Source organism: Escherichia sp. MOD1-EC4550, assembly GCF_963876935.1.
In the GTDB taxonomy this organism is placed as follows: domain Bacteria; phylum Pseudomonadota; class Gammaproteobacteria; order Enterobacterales; family Enterobacteriaceae; genus Escherichia; species Escherichia coli_F.
On sequence record NZ_CAWNSE010000001.1, the window covers coordinates 58,363 to 73,637 of the forward strand.

The 15,275-nt window shown below is 52.1% G+C and carries 17 protein-coding genes; 12 read left to right on the forward strand and 5 right to left on the reverse strand.

Annotated elements, in window-relative coordinates:
* The first annotated feature begins 115 nt into the window (after positions 1-115).
* The gene (locus AACU19_RS00285; protein WP_105277919.1) at positions 116-1,255 is read left to right on the forward strand and encodes a 3-phenylpropionate MFS transporter; all 1,140 of its coding nucleotides are present in this window, start codon (positions 116-118) and stop codon (positions 1,253-1,255) included.
* Here AACU19_RS00285 and csiE read toward each other — a convergent pair.
* The 3 genes from csiE to suhB all read right to left on the reverse strand — a co-directional run bounded on the left by csiE (position 1,247) and on the right by suhB (position 4,520).
* Positions 1,247-2,527, reverse strand: a complete 1,281-nt coding sequence (gene csiE, locus AACU19_RS00290; RefSeq protein WP_032184892.1) for a stationary phase inducible protein CsiE — start codon at positions 2,525-2,527, stop codon at positions 1,247-1,249. The two genes, AACU19_RS00285 and csiE, sit on opposite strands and share 9 nt — an antisense overlap.
* Before the next feature lie 190 nt (positions 2,528-2,717).
* Positions 2,718-3,572: an alpha/beta hydrolase gene (locus AACU19_RS00295; protein WP_024212144.1), complete on the reverse strand. Its 855-nt coding sequence runs from the start codon at positions 3,570-3,572 to the stop codon at positions 2,718-2,720.
* A gap of 144 nt (positions 3,573-3,716) precedes the next feature.
* The gene (suhB, locus tag AACU19_RS00300) at positions 3,717-4,520 is read right to left on the reverse strand and encodes an inositol-1-monophosphatase (protein ID WP_000553451.1); all 804 of its coding nucleotides are present in this window, start codon (positions 4,518-4,520) and stop codon (positions 3,717-3,719) included.
* Positions 4,521-4,638: 118 nt separating this feature from the next.
* On the opposite strand from suhB, the gene trmJ reads away from it, so the two are divergent.
* From trmJ to sseB, 11 genes are all read left to right on the forward strand, one after another.
* Entirely contained in the window at positions 4,639-5,379 is a 741-nt protein-coding gene (gene trmJ / locus AACU19_RS00305; protein ID WP_000940023.1) for a tRNA (cytosine(32)/uridine(32)-2'-O)-methyltransferase TrmJ, read from the forward strand.
* Between the two features lie 269 nt (positions 5,380-5,648).
* Entirely contained in the window at positions 5,649-6,137 is a 489-nt protein-coding gene (iscR, locus tag AACU19_RS00310) for a Fe-S cluster assembly transcriptional regulator IscR (RefSeq protein WP_001241357.1), read from the forward strand.
* Between the two features lie 240 nt (positions 6,138-6,377).
* Positions 6,378-7,592: a cysteine desulfurase gene (gene iscS / locus AACU19_RS00315; RefSeq protein WP_001295373.1), complete on the forward strand. Its 1,215-nt coding sequence runs from the start codon at positions 6,378-6,380 to the stop codon at positions 7,590-7,592.
* Positions 7,593-7,619: 27 nt separating this feature from the next.
* Complete coding sequence (iscU, locus tag AACU19_RS00320) at positions 7,620-8,006, forward strand: Fe-S cluster assembly scaffold IscU (RefSeq protein ID WP_000331707.1); 387 nt, start codon at positions 7,620-7,622, stop codon at positions 8,004-8,006.
* A gap of 16 nt (positions 8,007-8,022) precedes the next feature.
* On the forward strand, positions 8,023-8,346 hold the full coding sequence (gene iscA / locus AACU19_RS00325; protein ID WP_000028953.1) for an iron-sulfur cluster assembly protein IscA: 324 nt from the start codon (positions 8,023-8,025) through the stop codon (positions 8,344-8,346).
* A gap of 95 nt (positions 8,347-8,441) precedes the next feature.
* Positions 8,442-8,957, forward strand: coding sequence for a co-chaperone HscB (hscB, locus tag AACU19_RS00330; protein ID WP_000384413.1), 516 nt, complete (start codon positions 8,442-8,444; stop codon positions 8,955-8,957).
* Between the two features lie 16 nt (positions 8,958-8,973).
* Positions 8,974-10,824 carry a Fe-S protein assembly chaperone HscA gene (gene hscA / locus AACU19_RS00335; protein ID WP_105277920.1) on the forward strand — a complete coding sequence of 617 codons (1,851 nt, stop codon included), beginning with the start codon at positions 8,974-8,976 and terminating at the stop codon, positions 10,822-10,824.
* A gap of 1 nt (position 10,825) precedes the next feature.
* A complete protein-coding gene (fdx, locus tag AACU19_RS00340) occupies positions 10,826-11,161 on the forward strand; it encodes an ISC system 2Fe-2S type ferredoxin (RefSeq protein WP_001124471.1) in 336 nt (111 codons plus the stop codon).
* An 11-nt stretch (positions 11,162-11,172) separates the two neighbouring features.
* On the forward strand, positions 11,173-11,373 hold the full coding sequence (gene iscX / locus AACU19_RS00345; RefSeq protein WP_000523616.1) for a Fe-S cluster assembly protein IscX: 201 nt from the start codon (positions 11,173-11,175) through the stop codon (positions 11,371-11,373).
* Positions 11,374-11,550: 177 nt separating this feature from the next.
* Positions 11,551-12,834 (forward strand): aminopeptidase PepB, encoded by a 1,284-nt coding sequence (gene pepB, locus AACU19_RS00350; RefSeq protein WP_000133573.1) that lies wholly within the window; start codon positions 11,551-11,553, stop codon positions 12,832-12,834.
* A gap of 142 nt (positions 12,835-12,976) precedes the next feature.
* On the forward strand, positions 12,977-13,753 hold the full coding sequence (gene sseB / locus AACU19_RS00355; RefSeq protein WP_001353034.1) for an enhanced serine sensitivity protein SseB: 777 nt from the start codon (positions 12,977-12,979) through the stop codon (positions 13,751-13,753).
* Between the two features lie 31 nt (positions 13,754-13,784).
* On the opposite strand, the gene timP is transcribed toward sseB, so the two are convergent.
* Together timP and sseA are read right to left on the reverse strand one after the other, a co-directional pair.
* On the reverse strand, positions 13,785-13,910 hold the full coding sequence (gene timP, locus AACU19_RS00360) for a small toxic inner membrane protein TimP (RefSeq protein ID WP_243204021.1): 126 nt from the start codon (positions 13,908-13,910) through the stop codon (positions 13,785-13,787).
* Between the two features lie 342 nt (positions 13,911-14,252).
* The gene (sseA, locus tag AACU19_RS00365) at positions 14,253-15,098 is read right to left on the reverse strand and encodes a 3-mercaptopyruvate sulfurtransferase (protein WP_074500906.1); all 846 of its coding nucleotides are present in this window, start codon (positions 15,096-15,098) and stop codon (positions 14,253-14,255) included.
* Positions 15,099-15,275 lie beyond the last annotated feature (177 nt).

Sequence of the window (15,275 nt, forward strand, 5' to 3'; positions counted from 1 at the left end):
AGTGCTTGCGAACAGGCGTTACAGACATCGGGAAGCAGGCTCGAATATTCTTATTTTTCAACTTGCACCAACATTTGATTAACCCCAGACTAACGCCTCCTGACGGGAGGGACTCATGGTTTTGCAATCCACGCGCTGGTTGGCGCTCGGTTATTTCACATACTTTTTTAGTTACGGCATTTTTCTACCTTTCTGGAGCGTCTGGCTTAAGGGGATTGGCTTAACGCCAGAAACTATCGGCCTGTTATTGGGGGCTGGTCTGGTTGCCCGTTTTCTCGGGAGTTTGCTCATCGCGCCACGCGTTAGCGATCCTTCCCGCCTGATTTCCGCCTTGCGCGTACTGGCACTGCTGACACTTCTCTTTGCTGTCGCCTTCTGGGCGGGGGCGCATGTAGCGTGGTTGATGGTGGTGATGATTGGCTTTAACCTCTTTTTCTCACCGCTGGTACCGTTGACCGATGCACTGGCGAATACATGGCAAAAACAGTTCCCGCTTGATTACGGCAAAGTGCGACTGTGGGGCTCGGTGGCGTTTGTCATTGGCTCGGCGCTGACAGGCAAACTGGTCAGTATGTTGGATTATCGGGTGATCCTCGCGCTGTTGACGTTGGGCGTGGCGTCCATGCTGCTTGGATTTCTCATTCGTCCAACGATTCAGCCACAAGGGGCTAGCCGTCAGCAGGAGAGCACGGGAGGGCCAGCCTGGCTGACACTGGTCCGCCAGAACTGGCGCTTTCTGGCCTGCGTTTGTTTATTACAGGGAGCGCATGCAGCCTATTACGGTTTTAGCGCTATTTACTGGCAGGCAGCTGGGTATTCTGCTTCAGCGGTGGGCTATTTGTGGTCGCTGGGCGTGGTGGCAGAAGTCATTATTTTTGCGCTGAGTAATAAACTTTTCCGCCGTTGTAGTGCACGCGATATGCTGCTGATCTCGGCGATTAGCGGTGTAATGCGCTGGGGAATTATGGGAGCAACGACGGCGTTGCCGTGGTTGATAGTGGTGCAAATTCTGCATTGCGGCACCTTCACGGTCTGCCACCTGGCGGCCATGCGTTATATTGCCGCCCGCCAGGGTAGCGAAGTCATCCGTTTGCAGGCGGTTTACTCTGCCGTTGCAATGGGCGGTAGTATCGCCATCATGACCGTCTTCGCCGGTTTCCTGTATCAATATCTGGGCCACGGCGTGTTCTGGGTGATGGCGCTGGTGGCGCTTCCGGCAATGTTCTTGCGCCCGAAAGTTATTCCCTCATGCTGATTCGAGCATTTTGCGGATCTGCTCCTGTTGGTGTGTTGTCAGCGTCAGATCTGTGTAGATCAGCGGTGGTGAAAAGAGCGGTAACGGCGTGGTGTAAGGCGCAATAATCAGTGCCGCGCCGCGTGGAGCACCTCTCTGCAAAAATGCTTTTACCGACATATGCTTAATGTTGAGCGGCAGTAACGTTAGTTCACGTAACTGCTGCTCAATCTGCGCTTCACGCTCGCTATCATTCCCGGTCAGTAGAATAATCTGTTTTTCATGCAGATCGTTTTCCTGCATTAGCCAGGCACCGAAAATCACCGCGACCAGACCGCTTTCCTCATCAGAAAGATGGACGCTGTATTCACTTTCAAATCCGGTCAGCGCCGCGCGGGTGGTGCGCACCAGGCGTGGGTACAGTCTGGAGAACTCTTCTGGCAGGGTGTTATCAATACCGATGGCAAACAAACTGCGATTTAACGCCTGGGCGAGGTGAGTATAAAGCTGATCGCATAACCCCTGTTCATCATAAAAACGAACATTTCCCAGCTCACGAAAATGGTTTACCAGACGTTTGATAGACTGACGCAATTGTCTATCCCGCTGATGCGCATCCCGAATTGGATCGGGAACTCGCAACATGGAAAAAAGTAATGCCATAAATAGTGGCTCATCAGGCGGTACAGGCTGGAGCGCCCGACGCTGCCAGTGGCGTCCAATTTCCTGCGCTACCTGAAATTCCAGGCAGGATTCTGCCCAGCGACGTTGGAGCGGATTAAACTGAGGCGTAATGCCAGCGTGGTGTTGCAGCAAGCAATATTGCAGATACAGACACAGGAAATGAATATCGCGCGATTCAAAGCGTTTTTGTAGCCGTCGAGAGCAGAGATTCACTAACGCTTGTAGATTGGTATCGTCGTAAAAGTTACGCGAAATTCCGCGCCGCTTTAGTTCACTCTTCAGAGCGGGTGTGAATTGGCTGGTAATAAATGACGGACACAGACGGAAACCACGTCGTAGCCAATGAAATAAACACAAACGTTGGTTAAGCACTGTGCCTTCAACCCGGTAGCTACCGTCATAACCAGTAGTCAGTGTGAGTTGATGATAGCGCAGGATCTCCCGTCCTGTTTCGCTGATATCAAGACTGGCAATATCATCATCCACACCATTAAGCTTGCTGAAGGTTGCCGTGGTGGCGGTCAACCCCGGCTGAAAGAGTGTCAGCAAGATCTGGCAGCGGCGCTGGGGAGCCGAAAGGACAGATGGTGAAGCAAGCGTAGGCATCATCTGTAGATCTCCCATAAGCATAATTGATAAGAATAGCTAAAGTTTGCCCAGGGAAATGGCGAAGGGAATGCTAATCATCAGAAATGTTGGCAAGCGTCACAGAATTTTTCTCATCTTAAACTGTTCTGACCAGTGAATTAGCTCGTCTAAAGGTGGATTTGTGAATGATTATCGCGCTAGCGATCATGGGTTAGTTGTGCGGATTCAACGTGCTAAGGATAAAATCCACTATTTGTTCGCGATAAACATCACCGTGACGATCGGAAAAAGCATCAATGTGTTCGCCGTCAGGGATTAAGATTAAACGTTTTGGCTCTTTTGCCAGATCATACAACTTTTGGCTGTGCTGCCATGGGATAACGTGATCGGCCTTACCGTGAATGAGTAAAACTGGGATCGGGCTGACGCTGGCGATGTAATTTTCGCCGCTGTAACTCTCATCAAGTAAGTAGCCACTGCCGGGGATCATCTGGTTGGCGATGGTTGCATAAGAGGCAAATGTGGAGTCGAGGATCACTGCACGTATGCCCTCACGATCACCCTGACCAACAACATCAAGAATATTCGCCCCGCCAATACTCTGCCCGAACAGCACCAGTCGTTGTGGGTTTACATCACTGCGATGGCGCACCACATTGATGGCACTTAGCGTATCGTCCAGCAATCCGGCCTGAGAAGGCGTGCCTTTTGATTTACCAAACCCGCGATAATCAAACATAAAAACGTTGAAATTACGCTCGGGTAACCAACTGACCAGCGGCCAGTGGGCGGACATATTTCCGGCATTGCCGTGAGCATGAATGATGGTTGCGATGGCGTTGTCAGCGGGGCCTGTCGAAGAGGGGATAAACCAGCCTTGTAGCCGTGTGCCATCTTTAGCCGTAAATTCAACAGATTCCGCAGACCAGGGATCAGGACCGTAAATTTTGTCGTCGGGATAATAGAAGAAGTTGATGGCAACGCGCGGCACTAAATAAACGCAGAAGGCAACAACAAAGAGAATAAACAGAATTTTGAGAACGCGTGTGTTCACTGGCAGTGCCATAACCTTTCCTTGCGACTTCTTTATCATCCATTAATCGGGGAAAGATGGTGGGAGAGTGACGAAAGAAAGTAAAGCAGAGCGGAAGCATTTCGGAATAGCGCCTGAAAGGCGAGGGCGGGTGAGAGAAATCACCCGCCAGAGAAATTAACGCTTCAGGGCGTCGCTTAACTCGTCACGCATGTTCGCCAGCATGGCTTTAACAACGCGCGGGTTACCGGCAACGATGTTACCGGTCAGCATGTAGTTATGACCACCGGTGAAGTCGCTGACGATACCGCCCGCTTCACGAACCAGCAGCTCACCTGCGGCGAAATCCCACGGACGCAGACCGATTTCAAAGAAACCGTCAACACGACCAGCGGCAACGTAAGCCAGATCCAGCGCCGCAGAACCAGTACGACGGAAGTCTGCACATTCGTTGAACAGTTTGCCGACGATGTTGATGTAAGTGGTAGCGTACTGTTTTGCTTTGAACGGGAAGCCGGTCGCCAGAATAGTACCGTCGAGATCGCGAGCGGTGCTGCCGCGCAGACGGTAGCCGTTCAGCTGTGCGCCCTGACCGCGAGTCGCGGTGAACAGTTCGTTACGCATAGGATCATAAACCACAGCAACTTCAGTGCGGCCTTTGATACGAACGGCAATAGATACCGCGAAGTGCGGCAGGCGTTTGATAAAGTTGGTAGTGCCATCCAGTGGATCGATAACCCATTGAACATCCTGATCGGTACCTTCAAGTTCACCGCTTTCTTCGGTGATGATGGTGTGCTGTGGGTAAGATTTACGAATCGTGTCGATAATCACCGCTTCGGCAGCTTTATCTACGTTGGTCACGAAATCGTTACTGCCTTTCTGGCTCGCTTCTACAGCGTCCGGGGTTTCATAGTTTTTGGCAATTAAATTACCCGCCTTGCGCGCTGCGCGCACGGCGATGTTCAGCATCGGATGCATCGGTCTCTCTCACTGGATGTTAAAGAACGGGAAAACGGCGCAGAGTATAGCAGCGAGATCGGCATCTGTCTTCGTTTTATGATAAGATGCGCGAATAATCTTTAGATGAAGAAAGACAATGCTGCAAAATATTCGAATTGTGCTGGTGGAGACGTCACACACCGGCAATATGGGTTCTGTTGCCCGTGCCATGAAAACAATGGGATTAACCAATCTGTGGCTGGTTAATCCACTAGTGAAACCTGACTCCCAGGCGATTGCTCTGGCAGCAGGGGCCAGCGACGTGATTGGTAATGCTCACATTGTCGATACGCTCGACGAAGCGTTAGCCGGTTGTAGCCTGGTGGTTGGCACCAGCGCACGTTCCCGCACGCTGCCATGGCCGATGCTCGACCCGCGCGAATGCGGTTTGAAAAGCGTCGCTGAAGCGGCAAATACGCCGGTGGCACTGGTTTTTGGTCGTGAGCGCGTTGGCTTGACCAATGAAGAGTTGCAAAAGTGCCATTATCATGTCGCCATTGCCGCTAACCCGGAATACAGTTCGCTGAACCTGGCGATGGCTGTTCAGGTTATTGCCTATGAAGTGCGCATGGCCTGGCTGGCGACTCAGGAGAACAGCGAGCAGGTTGAACATGACGAGACGCCGTATCCGCTGGTCGATGATCTGGAACGTTTTTACGGTCATCTTGAACAAACGCTGCTGGCAACCGGCTTTATCCGTGAAAACCATCCGGGGCAGGTGATGAATAAGCTGCGTCGTCTGTTTACCCGTGCGCGCCCGGAAAGCCAGGAGTTGAATATCCTGCGCGGGATTCTGGCTTCTATTGAGCAGCAGAATAAAGGTAACAAGGCCGAATAACCGAGGTTGCCTGATGCGGCGCTTAACGCGTCTTGTCAGGCCTACATTGTACTGAACCCCTGGTCGGATAAAGTGTTTACGCCGCACCCGACAACAGGTACAAACGCCACGATAAAAAAATGGCACTGAAGGTTAAATACCCGACTAAATCAGTCAAGTAAATAGTTGACCAATTTACTCGGGAATGTCAGACTTGACCCTGCTATGCAATACCCCCACTTTTACAATAAAAAACCCCGGGCAGGGGCGAGTTTGAGGTGAAGTAAGACATGAGACTGACATCTAAAGGGCGCTATGCCGTGACCGCAATGCTTGACGTTGCGCTCAACTCTGAAGCGGGCCCGGTACCGTTGGCTGATATTTCCGAACGTCAGGGAATTTCCCTTTCTTATCTGGAACAACTGTTTTCCCGTCTGCGTAAAAATGGTCTGGTTTCCAGCGTACGCGGACCAGGCGGTGGTTATCTGTTAGGCAAAGATGCCAGCAGCATCGCCGTTGGCGAAGTGATTAGCGCCGTTGACGAATCTGTAGATGCCACCCGTTGTCAGGGTAAAGGCGGCTGCCAGGGGGGCGATAAATGCCTGACCCACGCGCTGTGGCGTGATTTGAGCGACCGCCTTACCGGTTTTCTCAACAACATTACTTTAGGCGAACTGGTTAATAACCAGGAAGTGCTGGATGTATCTGGTCGTCAGCATACTCACGACGCGCCACGCACCCGCACACAAGACGCGATCGACGTTAAGTTACGCGCTTAATTTAACCGTCCTGTTTCGTGTTGCATCTGCGTTGACTGCACATACTCACTCCGGTCACTTACTTATGTAAGCTCCCGGAGATTCGTAAGTTTGTCAACTTGCTGAAACCCGAAACAGTTAGGTTAAAGATAACAAGATATTAGAATCAGGCCGGGGCGTCTCGCGCTCCGTAAACACGGTCGTACATCCAGCCGGTAGCCTGGTTCCTTGCATTGAGTGATGTACGGAGTTTATAGAGCAATGAAATTACCGATTTATCTCGACTACTCCGCAACCACGCCGGTGGACCCGCGTGTTGCCGAGAAAATGATGCAGTTTATGACGATGGACGGAACTTTTGGTAACCCGGCCTCCCGTTCTCACCGTTTCGGCTGGCAGGCTGAAGAAGCGGTAGATATCGCTCGTAATCAGATTGCCGATCTGGTTGGCGCTGATCCGCGAGAAATCGTCTTTACCTCTGGTGCTACCGAATCTGACAACCTGGCGATCAAAGGTGCTGCTAACTTTTATCAGAAAAAAGGCAAGCACATCATCACCAGCAAAACCGAACACAAAGCGGTACTGGATACCTGCCGTCAGCTGGAGCGTGAAGGTTTTGAAGTCACTTACCTGGCACCGCAGCGTAACGGTATTATCGACCTGAAAGAACTCGAAGCAGCGATGCGTGACGACACCATCCTTGTTTCCATCATGCACGTAAATAACGAAATCGGCGTGGTGCAGGATATCGCGGCTATCGGCGAAATGTGCCGTGCTCGTGGCATTATCTATCACGTTGATGCAACCCAGAGCGTGGGCAAACTGCCTATCGACCTGAGCCAGTTGAAAGTTGACCTGATGTCTTTCTCCGGTCACAAAATCTACGGCCCGAAAGGTATCGGTGCGCTGTATGTGCGTCGTAAACCGCGCGTACGTATCGAAGCACAAATGCACGGCGGCGGTCACGAGCGCGGTATGCGTTCCGGTACTCTGCCTGTTCACCAGATCGTCGGTATGGGCGAAGCCTATCGCATCGCAAAAGAAGAGATGGCGACCGAGATGGAACGTCTGCGCGGTCTGCGTAACCGTCTGTGGAACGGCATCAAAGATATCGAAGAAGTTTACCTGAACGGTGACCTGGAACACGGTGCGCCGAACATTCTCAACGTCAGCTTTAATTACGTTGAAGGTGAGTCGCTGATTATGGCGCTGAAAGACCTTGCGGTTTCTTCCGGTTCTGCCTGTACGTCAGCAAGCCTCGAACCGTCCTACGTGCTGCGCGCGCTGGGGCTGAACGATGAGCTGGCACATAGCTCTATCCGTTTCTCTTTAGGTCGTTTTACTACTGAAGAAGAGATCGACTACACCATCGAGTTAGTTCGTAAATCCATCGGTCGTCTGCGTGACCTTTCTCCGCTGTGGGAAATGTACAAGCAGGGCGTGGATCTGAACAGCATCGAATGGGCACATCATTAATCGGTATCGGAATCAGGAGAATTTATAATGGCTTACAGCGAAAAAGTTATCGATCATTACGAGAATCCGCGTAACGTGGGTTCCTTCGACAACAACGACGAGAACGTGGGCAGCGGCATGGTGGGTGCACCGGCCTGTGGCGACGTGATGAAGTTGCAGATTAAAGTCAACGATGAAGGTATCATTGAAGACGCGCGTTTTAAAACTTACGGCTGCGGTTCCGCTATCGCTTCCAGCTCCCTGGTCACCGAATGGGTGAAAGGGAAGTCTCTCGACGAAGCACAGGCGATCAAAAACACCGATATTGCTGAAGAACTTGAACTGCCGCCGGTGAAAATTCACTGTTCTATTCTGGCAGAAGACGCGATCAAAGCCGCCATTGCGGACTATAAAAGCAAACGTGAAGCAAAATAAGAGTTGAGGTTTGGTTATGTCGATTACACTGAGCGACAGTGCAGCAGCGCGAGTAAATACCTTTCTGGCTAACCGCGGCAAAGGGTTTGGCCTGCGTCTGGGTGTGAGAACCTCCGGATGTTCAGGTATGGCTTATGTACTGGAATTTGTTGACGAACCGACGCCGGAAGACATCGTGTTTGAAGACAAAGGCGTGAAAGTCGTGGTCGATGGCAAAAGCCTGCAATTTCTGGACGGTACGCAACTGGATTTCGTAAAAGAAGGCCTGAACGAAGGGTTTAAATTTACCAACCCGAACGTCAAAGATGAGTGTGGTTGCGGCGAAAGCTTCCACGTTTGATGCGCATACCGATAACCCCACCGTGGTCAGCTGCGCGTGGGGTTTGTTTTACCTGATTCGTCGTTATTGCGGCGGATCGCAGCCCTGAGAATGTTATGGATTACTTCACCCTCTTTGGCTTGCCTGCCCGTTATCAACTCGATACCCAGGCACTGAGCCTGCGTTTTCAGGATCTACAACGTCAGTATCATCCTGATAAATTCGCCAGCGGAAGCCAGGCGGAACAACTCGCCGCCGTACAGCAATCTGCAACCATTAACCAGGCCTGGCAAACGCTGCGTCATCCGTTAATGCGCGCGGAATATTTACTTTCTTTGCACGGTTTTGATCTCGCCAGTGAGCAGCATACTGTGCGCGACACCGCGTTCCTGATGGAACAGCTGGAGCTGCGCGAAGAACTGGACGAGATCGAACAGGCGAAAGATGAAGCGCGGCTGGAAAGCTTTATCAAACGTGTGAAAAAGATGTTTGATACCCGCCATCAGTTGATGGTTGAACAGTTAGACAACGAGACGTGGGACGCGGCGGCGGATACCGTGCGTAAGCTGCGTTTTCTCGATAAACTGCGAAGCAGTGCCGAACAACTCGAAGAAAAACTGCTCGATTTTTAATTTCTGGAAGCTAAACATGGCCTTATTACAAATTAGTGAACCTGGTTTGAGTGCTGCGCCGCATCAGCGTCGTCTGGCGGCCGGTATTGACCTGGGCACAACCAACTCGCTGGTGGCGACAGTGCGCAGCGGTCAGGCCGAAACGTTAGCCGACCATGAAGGCCGTCACCTGCTGCCCTCTGTTGTTCACTATCAACAGCAGGGGCATTCGGTGGGTTATGACGCGCGCACTAACGCAGCGCTTGACACCGCCAACACCATTAGTTCTGTTAAACGCCTGATGGGGCGCTCGCTGGCTGATATCCAGCAACGCTACCCGCATTTGCCTTATCAATTCCAGGCCAGCGAAAACGGCTTGCCGATGATTGAAACAGCAGCGGGATTGCTGAATCCGGTGCGCGTTTCTGCGGACATCCTCAAAGCACTGGCGGCGCGGGCAACTGAAGCCCTGGCAGGCGACTTGGATGGTGTCGTTATCACCGTTCCGGCGTACTTTGACGATGCCCAGCGTCAGGGCACCAAAGACGCGGCGCGTCTGGCTGGGCTGCATGTTCTGCGCTTGCTTAACGAACCGACCGCTGCGGCTATCGCCTACGGGCTGGATTCCGGTCAGGAAGGCGTGATCGCTGTTTATGACCTCGGTGGCGGGACGTTTGATATTTCCATTCTGCGCTTAAGTCGCGGCGTGTTCGAAGTGCTGGCGACCGGCGGTGATTCCGCGCTCGGCGGCGATGACTTTGACCATCTGTTAGCAGATTACATTCGCGAACAGGCGGGCATTCCTGACCGTAGCGATAACCGCGTTCAGCGTGAACTGCTGGATGCCGCCATTGCGGCCAAAATCGCGCTGAGCGATGCGGACTCTGTGACCGTGAGTGTTGCGGGCTGGCAGGGTGAAATCAGCCGTGAACAATTCAACGAACTGATCGCGCCATTGGTAAAACGAACCTTACTGGCTTGTCGTCGTGCGCTGAAAGACGCGGGCGTTGAGGCTGACGACGTACTGGAAGTGGTGATGGTTGGTGGTTCTACTCGCGTTCCACTGGTGCGTGAACGAGTGGGCGAATTTTTCGGTCGTCCACCGCTGACTTCCATCGACCCGGATAAAGTCGTCGCTATTGGCGCGGCGATTCAGGCGGATATTCTGGTGGGTAACAAGCCGGACAGCGAAATGCTGTTACTTGATGTGATCCCGCTGTCGCTGGGCCTCGAAACCATGGGTGGCCTGGTGGAGAAAGTGATCCCGCGTAACACCACAATTCCGGTGGCGCGCGCCCAGGATTTCACCACCTTTAAAGATGGTCAGACGGCGATGTCTATCCATGTAATGCAGGGTGAGCGTGAGCTGGTGCAGGACTGCCGCTCGCTGGCACGTTTTGCGCTGCGTGGTATTCCGGCGCTACCGGCTGGCGGCGCGCATATTCGCGTAACGTTTCAGGTCGATGCTGATGGTCTTTTGAGCGTGACGGCGATGGAGAAATCCACCGGCGTTGAGGCGTCTATTCAGGTTAAACCGTCTTATGGTCTGACCGACAGTGAAATCGCTTCGATGATCAAAGACTCAATGAGCTATGCTGAGCAGGACGTAAAAGCCCGTATGCTGGCTGAACAAAAAGTAGAAGCGGCCCGTGTGCTGGAAAGTTTGCACGGCGCGCTGGCTGCTGATGCCGCGCTGTTAAGCGCCGCAGAACGTCAGGTCATTGACGATGCTGCCGCTCACCTGAGTGAAGTGGCGCAGGGCGATGATGTTGACGCCATCGAACAAGCGATTAAAAACGTAGACAAACAAACCCAGGATTTCGCCGCTCGCCGCATGGACCAGTCGGTTCGTCGTGCGCTGAAGGGCCATTCCGTGGACGAGGTTTAATATGCCAAAGATTGTTATTTTGCCTCATCAGGATCTCTGTCCTGATGGCGCTGTTCTGGAAGCGAATAGCGGTGAAACCATTCTCGACGTTGCGCTGCGTAACGGCATCGAGATTGAACACGCCTGTGAAAAATCCTGTGCTTGCACCACCTGCCACTGCATCGTTCGTGAAGGTTTTGATTCGCTGCCGGAAAGCTCAGAGCAGGAAGACGACATGCTGGACAAAGCCTGGGGGCTGGAGCCGGAAAGCCGTTTAAGCTGCCAGGCGCGCGTTACCGACGAAGATTTAGTGGTCGAAATTCCGCGTTACACTATCAACCATGCGCGTGAGCATTAACAGAGGTTAGTATGGGACTTAAGTGGACCGATAGCCGCGAAATTGGCGAAGCACTGTACGATGCATATCCCGATCTTGATCCGAAAACGGTTCGATTCACCGATATGCATCAGTGGATTTGCGATCTGGAAGATTTCGACGACGACCCGCAGGCGTCCAACGAGAAAATCCTCGAAGCGATTTTATTAGTCTGGCTGGACGAAGCCGAGTGATTTCCGCGTCATGCTTCACGCCGCAGATGCGTTGGCTGCGCTCGTTCACCCCAGTCACATAGTTATCTATGCTCCTGGGGCTTCACTCACTTGCCGCCTTCCTGCAACGCGAATCATTTAGCGGAAAAATCCTGGGGCTGCCAACTGGCGGCCCTTTTACAAATAAGGATAACTAAAATGACAGAAGCGATGAAGATTACCCTCTCGACCCAACCTGCCGACGCGCGCTGGGGAGAAAAAGCGACTTACAGCATTAATAATGATGGTATTACCCTGCATTTGAACGGGGCAGACGATCTGGGGCTGATCCAGCGTGCGGCGCGCAAGATTGACGGTCTGGGCATCAAGCATGTTCAGCTAAGCGGTGAAGGCTGGGATGCGGATCGTTGCTGGGCATTCTGGCAAGGTTACAAAGCCCCGAAAGGCACGCGTAAAGTGGAGTGGCCGGATCTGGACGATGCCCAGCGCCAGGAACTGGATAACCGCCTGATGATCATCGACTGGGTGCGTGACACCATCAACGCACCAGCAGAAGAACTGGGGCCATCGCAACTGGCACAGCGTGCTGTTGATCTGATCAGCAACGTCGCAGGCGATCGTGTGACTTACCGGATCACCAAAGGTGAAGATCTTCGTGATCAAGGTTATATGGGGCTGCACACTGTCGGGCGTGGTTCAGAACGTTCCCCGGTATTGCTGGCGCTGGATTACAACCCAACTGGCGATAAAGAAGCGCCGGTGTACGCGTGCCTGGTAGGTAAAGGCATCACCTTTGATTCCGGCGGCTACAGCATCAAACAGACCGCGTTTATGGACTCAATGAAGTCTGACATGGGCGGTGCGGCAACGGTTACCGGGGCGCTGGCATTTGCCATTACGCGCGGTCTGAACAAGCGCGTGAAGCTGTTCCTCTGCTGTGCGGATAACCTGATTAGCGGCAACGCGTTCAAACTGGGCGATATCATTACCTATCGCAACGGTAAAAAAGTCGAAGTCATGAACACCGATGCGGAAGGGCGTCTGGTTCTGGCAGATGGCCTGATTGACGCCAGTGCGCAGAAACCGGAACTGATTATCGATGCCGCGACACTCACCGGTGCGGCGAAAACCGCGCTGGGTAATGATTATCACGCGCTGTTCAGTTTTGACGATGCGTTGGCCAGTCGCCTACTGGAGAGTGCCGCCCAGGAGAACGAACCGTTCTGGCGTCTGCCGCTGGCGGAGTTCCACCGTAGCCAGCTGCCATCTAACTTTGCGGAACTGAACAATACCGGAAGCGCGGCGTATCCGGCGGGTGCAAGTACGGCGGCGGGCTTCCTGTCGCACTTTGTTGAGAACTATAAACAAGGTTGGCTGCATATCGACTGTTCGGCGACTTACCGTAAAGCACCAGTTGAACAGTGGTCTGCGGGTGCGACCGGGCTGGGTGTGCGCACGATTGCTAATCTGTTAACGGCGTAAACTAATATGCCGGATGCGGCGTAAACGCCTTATCCGACCTACAAAGTATTGTGAATTCAAAAAATTGCGATTCCCTTGTAGGCCTGATAAGCGTAGCGCATCAGGCACTTGTGCCCCGAACATTGAATGAATTGTGGTTCTTATGTCCGAAACAAAAAACGAACTTGAAGACCTGCTGGAAAAAGCAGCAACCGAACCGGCGCACCGCCCGGCCTTTTTCCGTACTCTACTGGAATCCACTGTCTGGGTACCAGGTACGGCGGCGCAGGGCGAGGCAGTGGCTGAAGATAGCGCGCTTGATTTACAGCACTGGGAAAAAGAAGACGGTACCAGCGTCATTCCTTTTTTCACCTCGTTAGAAGCACTGAAACAGGCGGTTGAAGACGAACAGGCGTTTGTCGTAATGCCCGTTCGCACACTGTTTGAGATGACCCTTGGCGAAACGCTCTTCCTTAATGCCAAATTGCCAACCGGTAAAGAGTTTATGCCGCGTGAAATCAGTTTGTTGATTGGTGAAGAAGGAAATCCGCTGAGTAGTCAGGAAGTACTGGAAGGCGGTGAATCGCTGATATTATCGGAAGTCGCAGAGCCGCCAGCGCAAATGATTGATTCACTCACCACCTTATTTAAAACCATTAAGCCGGTGAAGCGTGCTTTTATTTGTTCAATTAAAGAGAACGAAGAGGCACAGCCTAATTTACTTATTGGTATTGAAGCCGATGGCGATATCGAAGAAATTATTCAGGCGGCGGGAAGTGTAGCGACCGATACATTACCTGGTGATGAACCAATAGATATTTGCCAGGTGAAAAAAGGGGAAAAAGGAATTAGCCACTTTATTACCGAACATATTGCGCCATTCTATGAACGTCGCTGGGGTGGATTCCTGCGTGATTTTAAACAGAATCGAATAATTTAAAATATGCCGCCCCAAAGGGCGGCATTCGGGCTTACTTGCTGTTCTGAAGGTTGTTAACCATCAGTAAATTGTTGCCGGAGGGACTCCGGTTATTATTTACTTCGGAAAACAGCGCACCAGAAACAATAAGTACGATACAGAAGTACCGTATCTTCATTGTGCGGTCCATGCGAAGACCGCATCACGACAGCACCACTGGCGATATTGCCGCGATAGCAAGCGCTGTGGGGTGCCTGCATTTACGGTCATGGAACATCCTTTCCTAAAGCCAGCGCCCGTTTGCGAGACGGCGAAAAGGGCCGTCACGAATAATACTCTCATATTTGAATAATTACTCTATTTATTATCTTGACTTAGCCAGGCATAAAAGACAGTATTTCAATACTGTGGGGTGCCTGCGTTGCTCCGGCAACACAAGTCAACCTGCTGGAAAGGCCGCGAACCAGACCAGCAATAAAAAACCGCCAAATTCGGCGGTTTTTTATTGCCTGTAAAAAGCTTATTTTACGGGCTCAACCGGTAAATCGGCCCGTGCGCCCCATTCACTCCATGCGCCGTCGTACAGTTTCACGTTTGGCACATCCAGCGTCGCGAGTGCTAACAAAACCACGGCTGCCGTTACACCAGAACCGCAACTGACGATAATTGGTTTGTCGTAGCTGACACCGCGACCAAAAAATATCGCATCCAGTTCATCGGTCGTTTTTAGTTCGCCTTCTCGTACTAGTTCTGTCCACGGAACGTTCAACGCGCCGGGAATGTGCCCGCGACGTAAACCTGGGCGAGGTTCATCAACTTCTGCATTAAAACGTGCAGCCGGGCGGGCATCAATAATTTGCGCCGTATTTTCATGGCTTGCCAATAACACATCGGTTACTTTCACCACAGCCTCAGGATTAAACGCAGCGTTAAACTCACCTTCTGGCAGCGCTACTGCACCTTCTTCTAATAGCAGATCATCACGCTGCCAACCTGCAAGTCCACCACCCAGAATCGACACTTTCTCTACACCAAAGGTGCGCAGCATCCACCATGCACGTGGGGCTGAGAAAAGATTACCTTCGTCATAGACAATCAGGTGCTTATCCTGGTTAACGCCTAACTCACGCATTGCAACGGCGAACGTTTCCGGGCGCGGCAGCATGTGCGGAAGCGGGGAATTGTGATCAGAAAGCGCTTCGATATCGAAAAACACTGCGCCGGGAATATGTCCATTCAGATACTCCTGGGCAACGTTACGATCTTCCTGTCCAGGCGGTGCCATGCGGGCATCGATAATCTGAATTTCCGGGTCATCAATATGTTCGGCGAGCCAGTCGGCTCCTACAAACCATGTCGTGGACATAGGCATCTCCATTTTTGCCGGGTTAGGCTAAATTGTCGGATGTTTAGTGAAAAGCGACAAGCAAAAGAGGCTGATTTGGCTGTCTGAGCCACAATTCTCACTAAAATTCGGATTCCATGGGCGCGATACTGAATTACATAACGTAAATTCTCACGCATAATAATTATTAGACGTTGC

Excerpts from the sequence above, each read along its gene's own strand:
- AACU19_RS00285 (WP_105277919.1), top strand. The coding sequence starts at position 116 with ATGGTTTTGCAATCCACGCGCTGGTTGGCGCTCGGTTATTTCACATAC.
- csiE (WP_032184892.1), bottom strand. The coding sequence starts at position 2,527 with ATGATGCCTACGCTTGCTTCACCATCTGTCCTTTCGGCTCCCCAGCGC.
- AACU19_RS00295 (WP_024212144.1), bottom strand. The coding sequence starts at position 3,572 with ATGGCACTGCCAGTGAACACACGCGTTCTCAAAATTCTGTTTATTCTC.
- suhB (WP_000553451.1), bottom strand. The coding sequence starts at position 4,520 with ATGCATCCGATGCTGAACATCGCCGTGCGCGCAGCGCGCAAGGCGGGT.
- trmJ (WP_000940023.1), top strand. The coding sequence starts at position 4,639 with ATGCTGCAAAATATTCGAATTGTGCTGGTGGAGACGTCACACACCGGC.
- iscR (WP_001241357.1), top strand. The coding sequence starts at position 5,649 with ATGAGACTGACATCTAAAGGGCGCTATGCCGTGACCGCAATGCTTGAC.
- iscS (WP_001295373.1), top strand. The coding sequence starts at position 6,378 with ATGAAATTACCGATTTATCTCGACTACTCCGCAACCACGCCGGTGGAC.
- iscU (WP_000331707.1), top strand. The coding sequence starts at position 7,620 with ATGGCTTACAGCGAAAAAGTTATCGATCATTACGAGAATCCGCGTAAC.
- iscA (WP_000028953.1), top strand. The coding sequence starts at position 8,023 with ATGTCGATTACACTGAGCGACAGTGCAGCAGCGCGAGTAAATACCTTT.
- hscB (WP_000384413.1), top strand. The coding sequence starts at position 8,442 with ATGGATTACTTCACCCTCTTTGGCTTGCCTGCCCGTTATCAACTCGAT.
- hscA (WP_105277920.1), top strand. The coding sequence starts at position 8,974 with ATGGCCTTATTACAAATTAGTGAACCTGGTTTGAGTGCTGCGCCGCAT.
- fdx (WP_001124471.1), top strand. The coding sequence starts at position 10,826 with ATGCCAAAGATTGTTATTTTGCCTCATCAGGATCTCTGTCCTGATGGC.
- iscX (WP_000523616.1), top strand. The coding sequence starts at position 11,173 with ATGGGACTTAAGTGGACCGATAGCCGCGAAATTGGCGAAGCACTGTAC.
- pepB (WP_000133573.1), top strand. The coding sequence starts at position 11,551 with ATGACAGAAGCGATGAAGATTACCCTCTCGACCCAACCTGCCGACGCG.
- sseB (WP_001353034.1), top strand. The coding sequence starts at position 12,977 with ATGTCCGAAACAAAAAACGAACTTGAAGACCTGCTGGAAAAAGCAGCA.
- timP (WP_243204021.1), bottom strand. The coding sequence starts at position 13,910 with ATGAAGATACGGTACTTCTGTATCGTACTTATTGTTTCTGGTGCGCTG.
- sseA (WP_074500906.1), bottom strand. The coding sequence starts at position 15,098 with ATGTCCACGACATGGTTTGTAGGAGCCGACTGGCTCGCCGAACATATT.